Below are 16,336 nucleotides of genomic sequence, written 5' to 3' on the forward strand. Positions count from 1 at the left end.
GTGTTTTTCAAGCAGAAGGCGGCATACGATATCGGACCCGTGGTGAACCGCCGCCGCTTCGACGCCATCGACGCGCTGACGAAAGATGCGCTCGAACGCGGCGCGCGGCTGGTCTGCGGCGGGAACCCGCCTTCGGGCGCGGGATGCGTCTACCCCTTTACAGTGCTTGCCGACGTTCCCGGCGATGCCCGAGCCATGAACGAAGAACCGTTCGGCCCGTTGGTCCTCATCGTGCGCGTGGCCGATATCGACGAGGCCATCGCGCGGTCGAACGCCTTGCCGTACGGGCTGGCCGGCTACGCCTTCACCACATCCGCGGCCAATGCCTACAAGCTGGGCGATGAGCTCGAAGTGGGCAACCTGGCGATCAATCACCTGGTATCCGCGGTGTCCGAAACGCCGTTCGGCGGCGTCAAGGAAAGCGGGTACGGCCGCGAAGGCGGCACAGAAGGCCTTGAGTGCTACACGCACGTCAAGAGCGTCTCCCATTTGATGGATTGGGCATAAGCCTCCATCGACGATAGGCGGTGAGCGTCGGCCACGCTCACCGTAACAACCGCGTGCAGAGATTATCGAGGCGATGAACCATCGTCTTGAGGTCGACTCACGTCCAATCACAAGGGAAAAACCGGAGATCCATCCATGCGAGCCGTTCACACCCTGGCGCTAGCGCCAGTCCTGATGGTCCTAGTAGGGCCGTTCTTTCTGAATCGCGTCACCCCTTTCCTGCTCGGGATGCCGTTTCTGCTGTCCTGGCTGGCGCTGTCCCTCGTCCTCACATCCATTGTGATGGCGATCATCTATTTCTCTGACCAGAAGGCACAATCCACTCAACGGGACGGCCACGCAAAATGAACAGCGCACTGATCTTTATTGCCTTGGCGGTCGGCGTCGCGCTCTTTCTCGGGATCCGGGCAAGGCGCGGCAAGGACATGAGCCTGGAACAGTGGACGGTCGGGGGTCGCGGATTCGGCGCGGCGATCGTCTTCCTGCTGATGGCAGGAGAAATCTACACAACGTTCGTCTTCCTGGGCGGCAGCGGATTCGCCTACGGCAACGGCGCCGGCGCCTACTACCTGCTCGGGTACGGCAGCCTGCCCTTCATTCTTTCCTACTTCATCCTGCCTCCGGTGTGGCGGTATGCGAAAGAGCGCCGGCTGCTGTCGCAACCCGACTTCTTCGCCTCCAAATACAAGAGCAGCGCGCTCGGCGTGCTGGTGGCGATCGTCGGCTTCATCGCGCTGATCCCCTACCTGGTATTGCAGCTCAAGGGCCTGGGCATCATCGTCAGCATTTCCTCCTACTCCGCCATCTCCTCGAACCAGGGCGTCATCATCGGCGCGATCGTCGTCGCCGCCTATGTCGCGCTGTCGGGCGTTCATGGATCGGCCTGGACTTCGGTGATCAAGGACGCCCTGGTGATGTTCGTGGCGGTCTTCCTCGGCCTGTATCTGCCGTACCACTACTACGGCGGGATCGAGAACATGTTCACCGCCATCGAGGCGGCGAAGCCCGGCTTCCTGGCGCTGCGCGACGTTGGCCAAAGCCCGACGTGGATGGTGTCGACCGTGGTGCTGTCGACCCTCGGCTTCTATATGTGGCCCCATATGTTCATGGCGGTGTACACGGCGAAGGGAGACGGCGTTCTTCGCAAGAACGCGTTCATCCTGCCGATCTACCAGCTCATGCTGCTGTTCATCCTGTTCGTCGGCTTCTCCGCGATTTTGCAGGTCCCCGGCTTGAAAGGCGGCGATATCGACCTGGCGCTTTTCAAGATCTCCTTGCAGACGTTCGACCCCTGGTTCGTCGGCGTCATCGGCGCTGCGGGCATCCTCACCGCGCTGGTCCCAGGTTCCATGATCCTGATGACTTCCGCCACGCTGATCGCGAACAACGTCTACCGCCCCCTGCGGCCAGGCGTGGAAGACGCGCACATCGCCCGCGTCGCCAAATGGCTGGCCCCCGTCATCATGGCGGTGGCCGTCTGGTTCACGCTGGGCGGAGGGGACACGATCGTGGCGCTTCTGCTCATGGCATACGCATTCGTGACGCAGCTGTTCCCGGTGTTCCTGGCCAGCCTGTTCAAATCGAACCCCGTCTCGAAGCCCGCCGCCTTCGCCGGCATCATTGTGGGCGTCTCCACGGTGGCCTATGTCTCCCTGACGAAGCAGACCGTCGCGGGCATGTTCCCGTTCCTGCCGACCGCCTTGAAGGACTTGAACGTCGGCATGATCGCGCTGCTCTTCAACCTGGCCGTCCTGACCGTCGTTTCGATCGCCACACGCGGCCTCTCCGCCCCGGGCCGGCTTTCCACCAATGCTTCCTAACCCCTGACCCCGAGCCTGCGGCGCCGTTCATCGCGAACGGCGCCGCAAACGTACGTTTATGCGGAACAAGACACAGACCAGGCGCATCGCCTACATTCAGTCCAGCTGGCACTCCGCCTTGCTGGCCCACTCCAGGCTGGCCTTCTACGACAGGATGGCCCACTACGGCTGGGCGTTGAATCGCATCGACACCTACGACGTGCCCGGCGCCTTCGAAATCCCCCTGCTGGCCAAGCGCGCCGCGCTTTCCGGGCGATACGACGCGATCGTGGGCGCCGCCCTGGTCGTCGACGGGGGCATCTACCGGCACGAGTTCGTCGCGCAAGCCGTCGTCGACGGCCTGATGCGCGTGCAGCTGGAAACAAACGTTCCGGTGTTCTCGATGTCGCTGACTCCCCATCACTTTCATTCACATGGGGACCACGAGAAATTCTTCTCCGATCACCTGAAGCACAAGGGCAGAGAGGGCGCGGATGCCTGCGAGGGCATGCTCGACGCGCTGAACAGGTTCGAGCTCGACCTCCCCCCACAAGACCTCGATCAAGCCGCCTGAGGCACGCCATGGACACAGATACCTGCGCCGCCGGCGTCTCCCAAGATCCGATCGAGCGCCTCTGCGGGCTGCGCAAGCGGCTTCATTCCAGGCCTGAACTGCGCTTCGAAGAGCATTTCACTTCCGGCACCATCGCCCAGGCCCTGGAAAGCTACGGCTATGCCGTCGAGCAGGGCATCGCCGAGACCGGCCTGGTGGCCACGCTGCCCGGCAAGGACCCGGGCCGGGCCATCATGCTGCGGGCGGACATGGACGCGCTGCCGATCCAGGAAGCCAACGATTTCGAGCATGCCTCGCGGCACCAGGGCCGCATGCACGCCTGCGGCCACGACGGCCACATCGTCATGCTGCTGGGGGCCGCCAGGGCCCTGAAGCTCCAGCCCCAGCTGCCCGGAACCGTGCATTTCGTGTTCCAGCCCGGCGAAGAAGGCGGCGCGGGCGCCAAGCGGATGATCGACGAAGGGCTGTTCACTCGCTTTCCCGCGGATGCGGTTTTCGGCATGCACAACTGGCCCGCGCTGCCTGTCGGAAGCGCGGGGATCCGCCCGGGGCCGATCATGGCCGCCGGCGTGCGCTTCCGGATCGTGGTCCAGGGCAAGGGAGCGCACGCCGCGCAGCCGCATCTGGGACGGGATCCAATTCCCCTGGCCTGCACGCTCGTCCTGGAACTGCAAACCCTGGCCGCGCGGCACAAGAACCCCATAGACCCCGCCGTGATCTCCGTATGCATGCTCAACGCCGGACACACCGATAACGTCATACCCGAAAGCGTGGAAATACGCGGCACGGCGCGCACCCTCTCCACCGGGGTCCTGGAGCTGCTGCAGCGCGGCATGAGCAATATCCGCAACGGCCTGGCACTGGCCCAGGACGCCAGCATCTCCGTGGAATTCTTCCAGTTCTATCCGGCAACCGTGAACTCCACAGCCGAAACACGGCTTTGCGCGCAGGTCCTGCAGGATGCCTTCGGGGCTGACAAAGTGGACGTGGACACGCCGCCGAACATGACCTCGGAAGACTTCGGCTTCATGCTCCAGGAGAAGCCCGGCGCATATATTCTTATCGGAAATGGTTCGCCGGGCGGGAAATCGCATAATCTTCATCATCCCAATTACGACTTCAACGATACGGCCATTCCGCATGGCGTCCGGTACTGGGTCGATCTCGCGCACGCCTACTTCCGGCAGGCGCGGGGCGGTCAGGCGATCGGGTGAATCCGGATGGAAAACCGCATGAAAGCCACTTCCCCCAGCATGGAAACGAACCGCTGGCTACGCCCGTCGGCCGTGATCGCGGTCGCGCAGCTGCTGGGCACGTCGCTGTGGTTCAGCGCGAACAGCGCCGCGCCTGACCTGGCCATCTCGTGGAACATCACCGCGTCGGACATCGGGTGGCTGACGAGCGCCGTCCAGGCCGGCTTCATCGCAGGAACGCTGATCCTGGCCATATTCGGCCTTGCCGACCGCTACCCCGCGAGCCGGGTGTTTGCTTTGAGCACGGCGCTCGGCGCGGTCTTCAACGGACTCTTCGCGCTCGCCGCCCATGGCCTCGGCGACGCGATGGCCTATCGATTTCTCGTGGGTCTTTCGCTTGCCGGAATTTATCCGCTCGGCATGAAGCTGATCGTGAGCTGGGAGCCCGCGCGCACGGGCATGGCGCTGGCCCAGCTCGTCGCCATGCTTACCCTCGGCACCGCCCTGCCTCATCTCCTGCGCGAACTTGGCGCCGGCCTGCCATGGCAATCCGTCGTGCTCGCGTCCTCGGCGCTGGCAGTGGCGGGAGGCCTGATGATCCTCAAGCTGGGAGATGGCCCATTCCTGCCCGCCAGGCGCCCGCGCGCTGCGGCGGACAGCGCCGCAGCGCCCGCCAGGCTGAATGTGCTGTCCGCCTTCAAGGTCAGGAAATTCCGCGCCTCGGCCTGGGGATACTTTGGCCATATGTGGGAGCTGTACGCATTCTGGACCGTTGTTCCCGTCCTGGTGGCCCGCACGGACCTCGCCTCTTTCCTGCCATTCACGGGCATTCCGGGGATTTCGTTCGCGATCATTGCCGTCGGCGCGCTAGGCTGCATCCTGGGCGGGCTGGTCTCGCGGCGCCATGGAAGCGCGCCGGTCGCCCTCGGGGCGCTCTGCCTCTCGGGCCTCTCCGGCGCCATATTCGCGCTTTCCTGGCATGTCCTGCCCGCCACGGCCATGATGGCGCTCCTGGTCCTCTGGGGGGCCTCAGTGGTTGCGGACTCGCCGCAATTCTCGGCCCTGTCCGCACGCAACTGCCCGCCCGAAATCGTCGGATCCGCCCTGGCCATCCAGAATTCGATCGGCTTCGCGATTACCGTGGTCTCAATCGCGCTGACCACGTCCGTCCTGGAGAAGATCGGCCTGGATGCCGCCTGGGTCCTGGTGCCCGGCCCCGTTATCGGCCTGCTCGGCTACGTGCTGACCGCCCGGACCATCCGCGATTGACCGCCTCCGGGGCCGGCGTGGCCGCGGGCATCAAAGATGGATCGTGCCGCGCATGTACAGCGCGGCCTGCCCGCTGATGACCACCCGGCCGTTGTCCAGCACCTCGCATTGAAGCTGCCCCTTGCGCGCCCCGCCCTGCTGCGCGCTCAAAGCGCGCTTGCCCAGGCGCTCCGCCCAGTACGGAGCCAGCGACGTATGCGCGGAACCCGTCACCGGGTCCTCATTCACGCCGACCCGCGGCCCGAACCAGCGCGATACGAAATCGAAGCTGGACGCCGGCGCGGTCACCGCCACGCCGCGCGTATCGAACGCCGCGAGCGCCGCGAAATCCGGCTTCAGCCCGTCGATCAGCGATTCGTCGTCAATCACCAGCAGGTAGTCGTCCGTGCGGTACAGCGCCCGGGCATCCGGCAAGCCCAGCGCCCGCAGCAGCCCCGGCGGGATATCCATGGCCTCGGGCCGCTTGGCCGGGAAGTCCATCGCCAGCCGGTCGCCCGCCCGGCTCACCCGCAGTTCGCCGCTGCGCGTGGCAAACCGCAGCACCTCCTCCCGCGCCCCCAACTGCTCGAACAGGACGTAGGCCGAAGCCAGCGTCGCATGCCCGCAAAGATCGACCTCGACTGCGGGCGTGAACCAGCGCAGCTCGTGGACATCGCCCTTGCGAACGAAGTAGGCGGTTTCGGAAAGGTTGTTCTCCTCGGCGATCCGCTGCAGCGTCTCATCTGGCAGCCAGGCGTCCAGCGGCACCACGGCGGCGGGGTTGCCGCCGAATGGCGCGGCGGTAAAGGCATCAACCTGATAGAGATCGAACTGGGGCATGGCGGGTCCTGGCAGAAAAGAAGAATCGCGCGCGCGGCGCCAGACGCCATTTTGCTATATCCGGGGCCGCCGCGCCGGCCGGCTCAGCCCTTAGGTTCCAGAATCGCGCCCTCCCGCCGCAACGCCTCTTGCAGCGTCCCGACCTGGATCGCCCGGCTATCGCAATTCGCCTCCAGCGCCATGGCGGCGGCGATTCCGGCCGCCTCGCCCATGCCCATGGATGGCGCGGAAACGCGGATCGATGCCTGCGCTTCATGCGTGGACGAAGCACAGCGCCCCGCCACCAGGACATTGCGCAACGCCAGCGGCGTCAGGCAACCATAAGGTATCCGGCAATATTCGCCCGGCTCCAGGAATTTCCATACCGTTTTCAGCCCTTGCGCGTGGACCTCGACCGGCCATGCGTTGCACGCGATCCCGTCGTCGGGTTTTGCGCCGCCCAGGACCTCCTCCGCCGTCAGGACGTGGTCCCCCTTGACCAGCCTCGTTTCCCGGATGCCGATCTGCGCGCCGATATCGACGATGCGCGCGCGGGAGAACCCCGGCATGTGCTCGCGCAGCACGGATTCGTACAGGTAAGCCTGGCGGCGTCCTTCCCTTTCCGCCTCGGAAAGCTGCACCGGATCGGTCAGGTCGAATGGCTCTCCATCCTCGCGCGCGACGCGCGTCGCGTTCAGGTGCACCACTCCCTCGATCGGATTCGGGTAGAGCGCGACCATGGTGCGGGGCAGCGGCGTCCCGCCCGCGACGATCTCGCCCATGCGCGCGCTGACGTCGTCCCGGCTAAGCTTGCAGAATGTCTCCACGTCGACGGGCGCCATGCGGAACATGCTGGATCCGAACTGCGTGATCCCGCCCGAGCCCAATTCGAACGGGGCTCCCGCGCGCGCCGCGATGTCGCCGTCTCCCGTGCAGTCGATCACCATGCGCGGACGCACGGCGAACCGGCCGCCCTTGTTCTCCACGTATACGGTGCCGACCCTGCCGTCCTCCACCGCGACGTCGGCCACCCAGGTGTGGAACAGCACTTCCACCCCGTAGGCCGCCATCATTTCGTCCGCCACCAGCCGCACGCTGGTCGGATCGTATGGCAGCGACGCGGCCTGGGACCAGCGGCGCGGCCCGGTCACCGCGTCGCGCTTGCGCAACCGGTCCACCAATTGGCCGAACAGGCCGTCGACGACCGGAATGAGCTCATCCGGCCTTACCGCCCAGATGCCGCAGAAGCCTCCCAGCGTAACCGCCGACACCGTTCCGCCCAGGAATCCCCAACGCTCGAGCAACAGCACCTTCGCCCCCGCGCGCGCGGCCGCGGCCGCTGCTGCAATGCCCGCAACCCCGCCTCCCGCCACCAGCACATCGGGCTCGGCCAGCACGGGAATATCGCGGGCAGGTTCCCTTACAGTCTTTGCGCTCATGCGAATTTCTCCTTCAATGATCGCGTCTGGCCGCGACAGGTTTCGATACGGCCGCCGCCTTCGGTATCGAAAAGATGCACACGGCTCCAATCCAGGCTCACATTCACGCGGTCCCCAGCCCGGTAACGCACCTCGCTATCGAGCTTGACGCGCAAAGGCGCGCCATGGGCCTGCAGCGTCACTACCTGTTCGGTTCCCAGCCGTTCCACCAGTTCGATCTGCGCGGGCATCCCTTGGTCACCGATCCGGAGATACTCGGGCCGAATGCCGAGCGTGAGGCTGCGCGGCAGCTGGGCGGCGCCCATGGCGGCGCGATACTGGACCGATCCCGGGAGCACGTGGCCATTGATGGCAAACCCTTCCGCCGCGGGTTGCGCCGGGATCAGATTGATGGCGGGGCTGCCCACGAAACCGGCGACGAATGCATTGGCGGGCGCATCGTAGAGGTCGTCGGGCGTGCCGTCCTGCTGGATCCGCCCCTGGTTCATGACGATCACCCGGGTTCCCATGGTCATGGCTTCGACCTGATCGTGCGTGACGTAGATAAAGGTGCGTTTCAAGCGCTGGTGCAGGCGGATGATCTCGGCCCTGGTATGAGAGCGCAGCTGCGCATCGAGGTTGGATAGCGGCTCGTCCATCAGGAACACCGACGGATCGTGGATCATGGCGCGCGCCAGCGCCACGCGTTGCCGCTGCCCGCCCGAAAGTTCGCGCGGCTTGCGATGCAGAAGGTGCTGCATGCCCACGGCCTCGGCCGCCTTGACCGCCTGCTCCCTGTGCGACCGCTTCCGTTCCCGGGCGGCCGGCATCATCCCGCTGAGCACCGGTACTTCGTAGTACCAGGGCAAGTCCCGCATTCTGAGCGGAAAACTGATGTTGTCGGCAACGCTCAGGTGCGCATAGAGCGCGTAGCTCTGGAACACCATGGCGACGTCTCTGCGGCGCGGCGGAAAATCCGTCACGTCGCGAGGGCCGATGCGTATGCGTCCGGCACTGGGCTCCTCCAGGCCTGCGATGAGGCGCAGCAAGGTGCTTTTTCCGCAACCCGAAGGCCCCAGCAGCACGACGAACTCGCCGGGTTCGATGGACAGGTTCAGATCGTGCAAGACGGAATTGTCGCCAAAGCGCTTCGCAATCCCGTCCAGCTCGATCCGCGAGCTGGGCTTAGACAAGTGCATAACGGACATTTTTCACCTGCGTGTCGTCCAACATTGCCAACATTCCACGTTCCTTCCCGATGCCGCTTTCCTTGTAGCCGCCGAAAGGCGCATCGACGGCGGCCTTGGCGCCATGGTTGACGCATACCGTGCCCGCCTGGATCCTGCGCACCATGCGCATGGAACGGGCCGCATCGCGCGTGAAGACGGCAGCGGCCAGGCCGAACGGAGAGTCGTTGGCGATGCGCACCGCGTCGTCCTCGGTATCGAAGGCGATCACGGTCTGCACCGGCCCGAAGATTTCCTCGCGGGCCACGCGCATCTCGTTGTTCGCATCCAGGAACAGAACGGGATCCATGTAGTAGCCCTTGCCCAGTTCGGGCCGGCTTGCCAGGTCGACGCCGCGCACGGTCCGGACGCCCTCCTCCCCCGCCACCTGCAGATAGGCCTGGATGCGCTTGATCTGCGTGGCGTTGACGATCGGCCCCATTTCCGTGGTTTCGTCATCGGGCCTGCCTATCCTCACCTTGGCCACGCGCTGCGCCAGCTTCTCGATGAATTCATCGTGGACGGACCGCTCGACGACCAGGCGTGTGCAGGCGGCGCACACCTGGCCGGTATTGCGGGTCATGTCGTTGTAGGCGGTCGTGACGGCGGCATCGATGTCGCTGTCGGCGAAGACGATCAGCGGCGACTTGCCTCCCAGTTCCAGCGTCAGCCGCTTGATGGAGTCAGCTGCCGCCCGGAATATCTTCCGGCCTGTCACCGTGCCGCCGGTAAACGAAATCTTGGCAACGCCGGGATGGCGCGCCAATGCATCGCCCGCTTCCTCCCCGGTTCCGTGGACGATGTTGACGACGCCCGGCGGAATGCCCGCCTCCACAACCGCCAGGCCGAGCTCCGTCGTGGACAGCGGCGTCACCTCGGAGGGCTTGATGACCACGGTGTTACCCGCCGCCAGGGCGGGCGCCAGCTTCAGCACCGCCAGGCTGACCGGGTAGTTCCAAGGCACGATCAGCCCGCATACGCCCAACGGTTCGCGCAGCGTGAAATCCATGATGGTCGGATCGGAGACGTTGATCGTTTCCCCTCCCATTCCCAGCAGCACGCCGGCGTAATACTCCAGCGTGGGCGCCAGGCCGACCATGGACGCGCGCGATTGCTTGATGGGCTTGCCCACGTCCAGCATTTCGATCTGCGCCAGCATTTCGGCCTTGTCGTTCAGCACGGCCGCCAGCCTCAGCAGCGCCTTGCTGCGCTCCTTGGGCGTCATTTTCCCCCATGGCCCCTCGAAGGCCTTGCGCGCGGCCAGCACCGCCCGATCGACGTCGGCGGCCCCCGCCTGCGCCACGTGCGCCAGGATTTCCCCGTTGTCGGGATTGATGCTGGCGAAGGTCGCTCCCGATGCCGCCGGCACCTCCTCTCCGCCGATCAGCAGGGGATACGGCGCGTCGCGCAGGGTTTTCGGCAATGCCTGATCCATTTTTGTCTCCTATTGGCTAGCCCTTGACCGATCCAGAGGTCAGGCCGCTGATGAAATAGCGTTGAAAGAACAGGTACAGGAAAATGATGGGAACCGTCGTGATGGTGCCCATGGCCATCATCTGGCCGTCGGTGACCGAGTAATCGGCCGCCAGCAATCCAACCGCCAGGGGCAGCGTGCGCATGCTGTCGGAGTTGATGATGATCAAGCCGAACAGGTAGTCGTCCCAGGCCAAAATGAAACAGAAGAGGAACGTCGCCACGATGCCTGGCAGCGCAACCGGCAGGACCACGCGCCACAAGGCGCCGATCCGGCTTGCGCCGTCCACGATGGCGGCCTCTTCGATCTCGGGCGGAACTTGGGCGAAATACCCCTTGAGCACCCATACCGAGAACGGCACCGCGTAGGTGGATACGGCCAGCATCAGCCCCGTCCGCGTGTCCAGTAGATTGAGCTTGCTGAGCAGCAGGTAGAACGGCAAGGCAAGCAGAATGACGGGCACCAGGTAGATCACCAGCACGAAAGCGCCCAGCACCCGCTTTCCCCTGAACTCGAAGCGCGACAGGGCGTAGCCTCCCAGTATGGCCACGGCCGTGCTGAAAACCGCCGTGGCCGTGGACACGATGAGGCTATTGAGAAAGTAGACGCTGAAGTTCTTCTCCAGCCACGCGGAGCGCAGATGCGACCAATCGATCGTGGCGGGTATCCACGACGCTTCCGGAGAGTAGATTTCGGCGGTGGGCTTAATGGCCGTCAGCACCATCCATACGATCGGGAACAGCACCGCGAACGTGGTCGCGATCACGGTGGCGTAGGCGAAGAGCATGCCGGGGGTAGGTTTCCTAAGCATGATTGCGCTCCTTCAACGCCCGCGCGTACAGCACGGCGACCGCCATCAGGACGATCAGCAGCAACACCGCCAGCGCGGATGCCTGCCCGAACTGGTGCGCGCCGAAGGCCTTCAGGTAGACCAGGATCGGTAGGATTTCCGTCGAGTCCGCGGGCGCGCCTCCGGTCAGCAGCCACATCAGCGAGAAGTTGTTCGCGATCTGCATGGTGCGCAGAAGCACCAGCGTCGCGATGATCAGCTTCAGGTTGGGCAGCGTGACGTACCAGAACTCCCGGAGCGCGCCCGCGCCCGAAATGCGCGCCGCCTCGTACTCGTCCTTGGGAATGCCTTGCAAGGCAGCCACTACCATGATCAGCACGAACGGCACGCCCCGCCAGAGGTTGATCAGCAGTGCGCTGGCCATGGCGGTATCCGGCTCCGACAGCCAGGGCAGCGTCGCCCCCCAATCGAATCCCAGGTTCCTGAGCGTGACGTTCACGATGCCGGACTGCGGATTGAGGATCCAGCGCCACAGATAGGCGATCACGGCCACCGGCATCACCCACGGCAGGAACAGCGCCGCGCGGAAGAAGTTTCGCCCGATGACCAGCCGGTCCAGGATCACCGCCAGCACGACTCCCACGATGATCTGCGACGCGACCGAGCCCGCCACCCAGATCACGGTGTTCCACGCCGACGTCCAGAATCGGGCCTCCTGAAGGACCGCCGCGTAGTTGTCCAGGCCGACGAAGCGGCCCAGCCCCAACCCGAGCTGCGCCTCGTAGAAGCTCAGGAAGATGGAGTACAGCAGCGGCACCAGCGTCAAGGCCGTGAGCAGGATGAGCGCTGGAGCCATCAGCAGGTAAGGCAGGCTGTGCCGGGCCAGCCGGGGGCCCGGCCGCCACATGGATATGGCGGGCGCGTTCATCAGAGCATCCGCTGGTACATCGACTGGATGTCGCTGCGCGACATCTTGCGGCAATTGATCAGCGTGGATCGGCTGTTCTCGGCAAGCTCCGACAAACGCTCGATCATCTCCGGTTTCACGCCCAGCGGCGCCAGCGCGCGCGAAACACCAATCTCATCGCGCAATGCCGTCACCCGCTCCAGCAGGGCGCGGGCGGCCGCCTGATCGCTGGCGTCCTTGTCCGCCGCGCCTATCGCGCGCCCTATCGTGGCGTAGAGGTCCGGCCGGGCTTCGATGTTGAACGCCACCACGTGCGGCAATATGGCCGACAGGCTTTCGCCGTGCGTCACGTCCAGCAGGGACTCGACCGGGGTGGACAGGCCGTGCACAGCGTCGTTGCCCTTGCAGGAAATGGCGATGCCCGCCAGATGGCTGGCCAGCATCATGTTCTCCCGGGCTTCGAGATCGTCGCCGCGCTGCACGGCGCGGGGCAGGTTCTCCATCACCAGGCGGATCGCCTCCAGCGCCAGGACGTCGGCAATGGGATGCTGGCTGCTGTTCGTGTAGGCGCCCATCGCGTGGATCAACGCGTCCATGCCGGTTGCCGCGGTCATGCGGGCCGGCACGCTTGCCGTGATCTCGGGATCCAGCACCGACAGGACGGGCCGGCAGCGCAGGCTGCGGATCAGGTACTTGCGGCCATCGTCGTCCTTCACCATCGCCGCGGAGGTCGCCTCGCTACCCGTGCCGGACGTTGTCGGAACGGCAAAGAACGGAACGGGTTCGCCGGGCAGGTGGTCCACCCCGTTGTTGACCTGGTCCACAATCTCCTTGCCTGAAAGCAGCGTGGTCGCGATGGCCTTGGCCGCGTCCATGGAGCTGCCGCCGCCCAACGCGAGAAGACCGTCGAAGGATTCCGCGCGCCACAGCGCGACGCCCCGCCGCACCTCGGTCATCGTAGGGTTGGGCTGTACTTCGCCGAAGATGCGGGATTCGATTCCGTCCTTGGCCAGCGTCTGCGCGACGTTCTCGGCCAGGCCGCATTTGACCAGCCCGGCATCGGTGACGATCAGCATGCGCCGCACGTTCATCGCCTTCGCGCGCGCACCCAGCTGGTTCAGCGCCCCGCGCCCGAAAACCATGTCGCGCGGCCATACGGTGGAAAAATTCTTCATGTCGTTCTTCCTCTCGGTGTTCAGCGATTTCTGGGGCGCAGCAAGGCGCCGACTTCGTTGATGTCCTGGATCTTTTCCAGCGAGCGCAGCGCTTCCGCGGCCTCGCATGCCTGTGCGTAGGGCAGCACGTCCTCCGCGCCTTCCATGAACTTCTCGACGTGGTCGAAGGTCCGATCGCGCGCGCCCAGCAACTGCTTGCGTTCCTCGTGCAGGACCGAGCCGTCCTCCATGTGCAGCTCCACGCGGGAGCCGTACTGGTAGTCCTTGTAGTAGGCCTTCTGCATGTCGGGATCGGTGCGGTACTCGACGACTCCGTGCAGGCGGGCGACTTCGGGGTCGAAGATCCGTTCCTTGAGGAACTGCTTGTAGGTGAGCTTGCCGTCGACCAGCGCGGCGGCCACCGCATAGCCCGCGTCGAAGCACAGGCCCATATGGCTCAGCCTGTCGTCCCGTATCAGCTCGCGAATGTCCGGCTCGAAGCCGTGATAGCGGCCGCTGACGTAGATCGTCACGCCGGGGCATTGGATGACTATCTTGCGGATCCTGCGAGTGGCTTCAGACCCGAGGCGTTGGTTCAGCGTGATGGCCGATTCGATCGCCGCCAGGTTGTAGGCGCAGGACGGATAGCGCTTAGTGTTCAAGGTCAAGGTGTACCAGTCCTGGCCCAGGCCCTTGAGCAGCTCGCTGTGATCCACCTCTTCGGACACCGTGGCCAGATACCCCGCGGGATGCTCGATCATGTCCAGGTTGCCGATCAGGCCTTCTTTGGCGAGATTGGCGGAAACGATCCCCCACATCGCCGGCAGGCCGTTGACCAGCACCTTGGAATCGCTCGCCCAGCCCAGGAAGCAGTTTTCCATCGCGAGATAAGCCGAATGGCTGACCGAACGCGCCAATGCGATCGGGTCGAGCTTCATCAGGTGGCCGGCCACCAGGGACGCTTCGGCCTGGTGGTTGGGCATGCCGTTGCCGAGATAGGCGCCTCGCTGGATGGCGCGCGAGGTCCGCCCCGCCACCTCGTTTCCGATGACGACCGCAGTCACCACGTCGCGTCCTGAACTCCGGCACGCTTCGCCGGTGGCAAAGGCCGTCGGCACGACGCAAGCGCCGGTATGGCTGATGAGAACCCAGTCATCCCATTCGATAATCTGGCCCGTGCCCGCGTTGTACAGGGCGGCGGCAGTCGCCGGCACCTTTTCCGGCAGGCCGAACAGCGTGGCCGCCTCTCCGCTGCCCAGGATCCGGCTCCCTCTGCGCAACGACTCCGCGCCCGGCATGCGCGAGCCCGCGAGGCAGGATCCGATCGTGGCGAGGATCTGGTCTTTCGCGACCGTCGCGACTGCCTCCGGCAGCGTTTCATAGCCCAGCCCGGCGACGAACCTGGCGTACTCCATGGTGACCGGTTCGCGCGCCAGCCCCCGCGCTTCCTGAATATCCGACGCGCCCATTTATGCCTCCAGAAGCAAAAGTGCCTGCATGAGCATGGACAGCTGCATGATGTAGCGGCGTTCATGCTTGGGAAAATTGCTGCGGCCGCCCAGGATGACCGTCATCACCGACCATTTCCCGGAAAAGACCTGTTTCCAGTCGGCGGGCCCCATCGCGATGGTCGCGTACGCGGGCTGTGCCGGATCGGCGGGCCCGATGGCGGCTGTCTTGGCCGTCAACATCAGGCTCATGGCGGGTTCGCCCGCGCATTCGAACCGGAATTCCCGCCCCAGCGCGCCTTCCAGGCGGCGACTCATCAACTGGTATCCATTGCGCTCCCAGCGTTGCGCAAGCGTGCGCAACCCCGTGCCAAGGATGGTGTCATCCTGCATGCTGTTTCTCCGATGGATTGGAAAGCGGAGAGGAGCCCCTCTCCGGAACGTCAGTCGAAAATTTCCTTCAGCTCGCGCTGAATGGCCTGGGCGGTCTGGGCCGTATCCTGCTTCTTGGCCAGATGCATGTTCAGATTGCGCTCCACTATCCCCTTGGAGCCCACCAGGCCGCCCTTGGGGTTCTGCCCGTACCAGTCGATGCCCGAGTAGTAGCCCGAATGGTTCGAAAGCAAGGTCTTCACCACGTCCGGATAGGCCTTCACCGAACCCACGCGGTCGAAGTACATTTCGACGGCCTGCTTGTCGTCGTATAGCGCAAGACCGCCAAGCGCGCTGGCCTCCAGGCCTCTTGCGTACTGGTCCGTTTCATACAGGAACTGCACGAACTTCTTCGCCTCGGCCTGATGCTTGGATTTCTCGAAGATCGACCATCCCTTGTTGTTCTGCATGGTCATGGCCAACCCGGCGTCGGAAGGAATCAGCGCCCCGACCTGCCCGGCCTTGCCCGGGTTCGCGTCGTGGAACTGGCTCAGCGCCACGGGTAGCGAGATCGCCATCGCCGAGGTGCCCGTGGCAAAGCTCCGGTTCACTTCCGCATAGGCCGCATTCAACGATCCCGGCGGCGTGTACTTGAAAAGCTCGGTGTAGATATCGATGGCCTTGCGCCCCACGTCGTTGTCGAACGCGGCCTTGCCGTCTTTGGTCAGCAGGTGCCCGCCATTGGAATACAGCACGAGCTCGAAATTCTGGCGCACGGTCCAATCGTTCTTGCCCGCGATGGCGATGCCGTACTGGCCCTTCTCCGGCTTGTGCAGCACCTTGGCCGCGTTGATGATGTCGTCCCAGGTCTTGGGGGCCGACAGTCCCGCCTCGGCGAACTTGTCCTTGCGCCAGAAGAGATAGAACGGCTGGCGCGTGTACGGAACGCCGAGGTATTTGTCCTTGTAGCGCCACGCGGACAGGCCGTCGGGATGGAACTTGTCCTTGCCCAGCGCGTTGATTACGTCGTCCATGGGCGCCAGCGCGCCACCCGGAATATCGTTCACCCAGGCCGAGAACGCGAAGAACATCCAAGTGATGTCCGGCTGGTTGCCCGCCGCGATCGAGGCCGGCCACTTGATATAGGCGTCATTCGGAGACATCTGCACGATCTCGAAGCTGACGTTGGGATTGGTCTTGCGGAATTCCGCGGCCGACTTTTCCAGCCAGGTCTTGTACTGCGCCCGTGAATCGGTGAACCAAAGCGTCAGCTTTACGGGCTCCTGCGCATGCGCTGCGAGGGAAACGAGTGACGATGCCAGCAACACCGTCGTCAACACGCGCCTGATGGAACCAAATAGGGTATGCATGCATGTCTCCTTTAGTTATCATCTTATGGTTCATTTA

General features: G+C 64.6%; 16 protein-coding genes and 1 pseudogene. 6 read left to right on the forward strand and 11 right to left on the reverse strand.

The genetic code is table 11. The features are described 5' to 3' along the window. The 6 genes from JL37_RS30910 to JL37_RS19285 form a co-directional block, all read left to right on the forward strand. The coding region (locus JL37_RS30910; protein ID WP_231570387.1) for an aldehyde dehydrogenase family protein at positions 1-507 on the forward strand (507 nt) is incomplete at its 5' end. 135 nt (positions 508-642) lie between these two features. After that, positions 643-855, forward strand: coding sequence for a DUF3311 domain-containing protein (locus JL37_RS19265; protein WP_043546163.1), 213 nt, complete (start codon positions 643-645; stop codon positions 853-855). Further along, positions 852-2,327, forward strand: coding sequence for a sodium:solute symporter (locus JL37_RS19270; RefSeq protein WP_043546164.1), 1,476 nt, complete (start codon positions 852-854; stop codon positions 2,325-2,327). Before JL37_RS19265 ends, JL37_RS19270 begins: the two co-directional genes overlap by 4 nt. A 58-nt stretch (positions 2,328-2,385) precedes the next feature. After that, complete coding sequence (locus JL37_RS19275; RefSeq protein ID WP_043546165.1) at positions 2,386-2,880, forward strand: 6,7-dimethyl-8-ribityllumazine synthase; 495 nt, start codon at positions 2,386-2,388, stop codon at positions 2,878-2,880. A gap of 8 nt (positions 2,881-2,888) precedes the next feature. After that, entirely contained in the window at positions 2,889-4,094 is a 1,206-nt protein-coding gene (locus tag JL37_RS19280) for a M20 aminoacylase family protein (protein WP_052097391.1), read from the forward strand. An 18-nt stretch (positions 4,095-4,112) separates the two neighbouring features. After that, positions 4,113-5,342, forward strand: a complete 1,230-nt coding sequence (locus JL37_RS19285) for an MFS transporter (RefSeq protein WP_231570388.1) — start codon at positions 4,113-4,115, stop codon at positions 5,340-5,342. A gap of 30 nt (positions 5,343-5,372) precedes the next feature. On the opposite strand, the gene JL37_RS19290 is transcribed toward JL37_RS19285, so the two are convergent. The 11 genes and pseudogenes from JL37_RS19290 to JL37_RS19335 all read right to left on the reverse strand — a co-directional run bounded on the left by JL37_RS19290 (position 5,373) and on the right by JL37_RS19335 (position 16,299). Continuing rightward, the gene (locus JL37_RS19290; RefSeq protein WP_043546166.1) at positions 5,373-6,161 is read right to left on the reverse strand and encodes a PhzF family phenazine biosynthesis protein; all 789 of its coding nucleotides are present in this window, start codon (positions 6,159-6,161) and stop codon (positions 5,373-5,375) included. A gap of 83 nt (positions 6,162-6,244) precedes the next feature. After that, positions 6,245-7,579 (reverse strand): FAD-dependent oxidoreductase, encoded by a 1,335-nt coding sequence (locus tag JL37_RS19295; RefSeq protein ID WP_043546167.1) that lies wholly within the window; start codon positions 7,577-7,579, stop codon positions 6,245-6,247. Further along, positions 7,576-8,244, reverse strand: coding sequence for an ABC transporter ATP-binding protein (locus tag JL37_RS31070; RefSeq protein ID WP_369798622.1), 669 nt, complete (start codon positions 8,242-8,244; stop codon positions 7,576-7,578). Before JL37_RS31070 ends, JL37_RS19295 begins: the two co-directional genes overlap by 4 nt. 18 nt (positions 8,245-8,262) lie before the next feature. Beyond that, a pseudogene (locus tag JL37_RS31075) lies at positions 8,263-8,640 on the reverse strand (ATP-binding cassette domain-containing protein); the annotation flags it as partial. 103 nt (positions 8,641-8,743) lie between these two features. After that, positions 8,744-10,219 (reverse strand): aldehyde dehydrogenase, encoded by a 1,476-nt coding sequence (locus JL37_RS19305; protein WP_052097396.1) that lies wholly within the window; start codon positions 10,217-10,219, stop codon positions 8,744-8,746. 16 nt (positions 10,220-10,235) lie between these two features. Continuing rightward, positions 10,236-11,069 carry a carbohydrate ABC transporter permease gene (locus JL37_RS19310; protein ID WP_231570390.1) on the reverse strand — a complete coding sequence of 278 codons (834 nt, stop codon included), beginning with the start codon at positions 11,067-11,069 and terminating at the stop codon, positions 10,236-10,238. Next, a complete protein-coding gene (locus tag JL37_RS19315) occupies positions 11,062-11,976 on the reverse strand; it encodes a carbohydrate ABC transporter permease (protein WP_231570391.1) in 915 nt (304 codons plus the stop codon). The genes JL37_RS19310 and JL37_RS19315 overlap by 8 nt, the downstream gene beginning before the upstream one ends. After that, positions 11,976-13,130 (reverse strand): iron-containing alcohol dehydrogenase family protein, encoded by a 1,155-nt coding sequence (locus JL37_RS19320; RefSeq protein ID WP_052097400.1) that lies wholly within the window; start codon positions 13,128-13,130, stop codon positions 11,976-11,978. The genes JL37_RS19315 and JL37_RS19320 overlap by 1 nt, the downstream gene beginning before the upstream one ends. 20 nt (positions 13,131-13,150) lie before the next feature. Next, positions 13,151-14,578, reverse strand: coding sequence for an MmgE/PrpD family protein (locus JL37_RS30110; RefSeq protein WP_156124341.1), 1,428 nt, complete (start codon positions 14,576-14,578; stop codon positions 13,151-13,153). Further along, positions 14,579-14,950, reverse strand: coding sequence for an SCP2 sterol-binding domain-containing protein (locus JL37_RS19330; protein WP_043546168.1), 372 nt, complete (start codon positions 14,948-14,950; stop codon positions 14,579-14,581). Between the two features lie 50 nt (positions 14,951-15,000). Beyond that, positions 15,001-16,299 carry an ABC transporter substrate-binding protein gene (locus JL37_RS19335; RefSeq protein WP_043546169.1) on the reverse strand — a complete coding sequence of 433 codons (1,299 nt, stop codon included), beginning with the start codon at positions 16,297-16,299 and terminating at the stop codon, positions 15,001-15,003. Positions 16,300-16,336: the final 37 nt, after the last annotated feature.

Origin of the sequence: Achromobacter sp. RTa (assembly GCF_000757485.1) — a bacterium.
Taxonomy (GTDB): domain Bacteria; phylum Pseudomonadota; class Gammaproteobacteria; order Burkholderiales; family Burkholderiaceae_B; genus Achromobacter.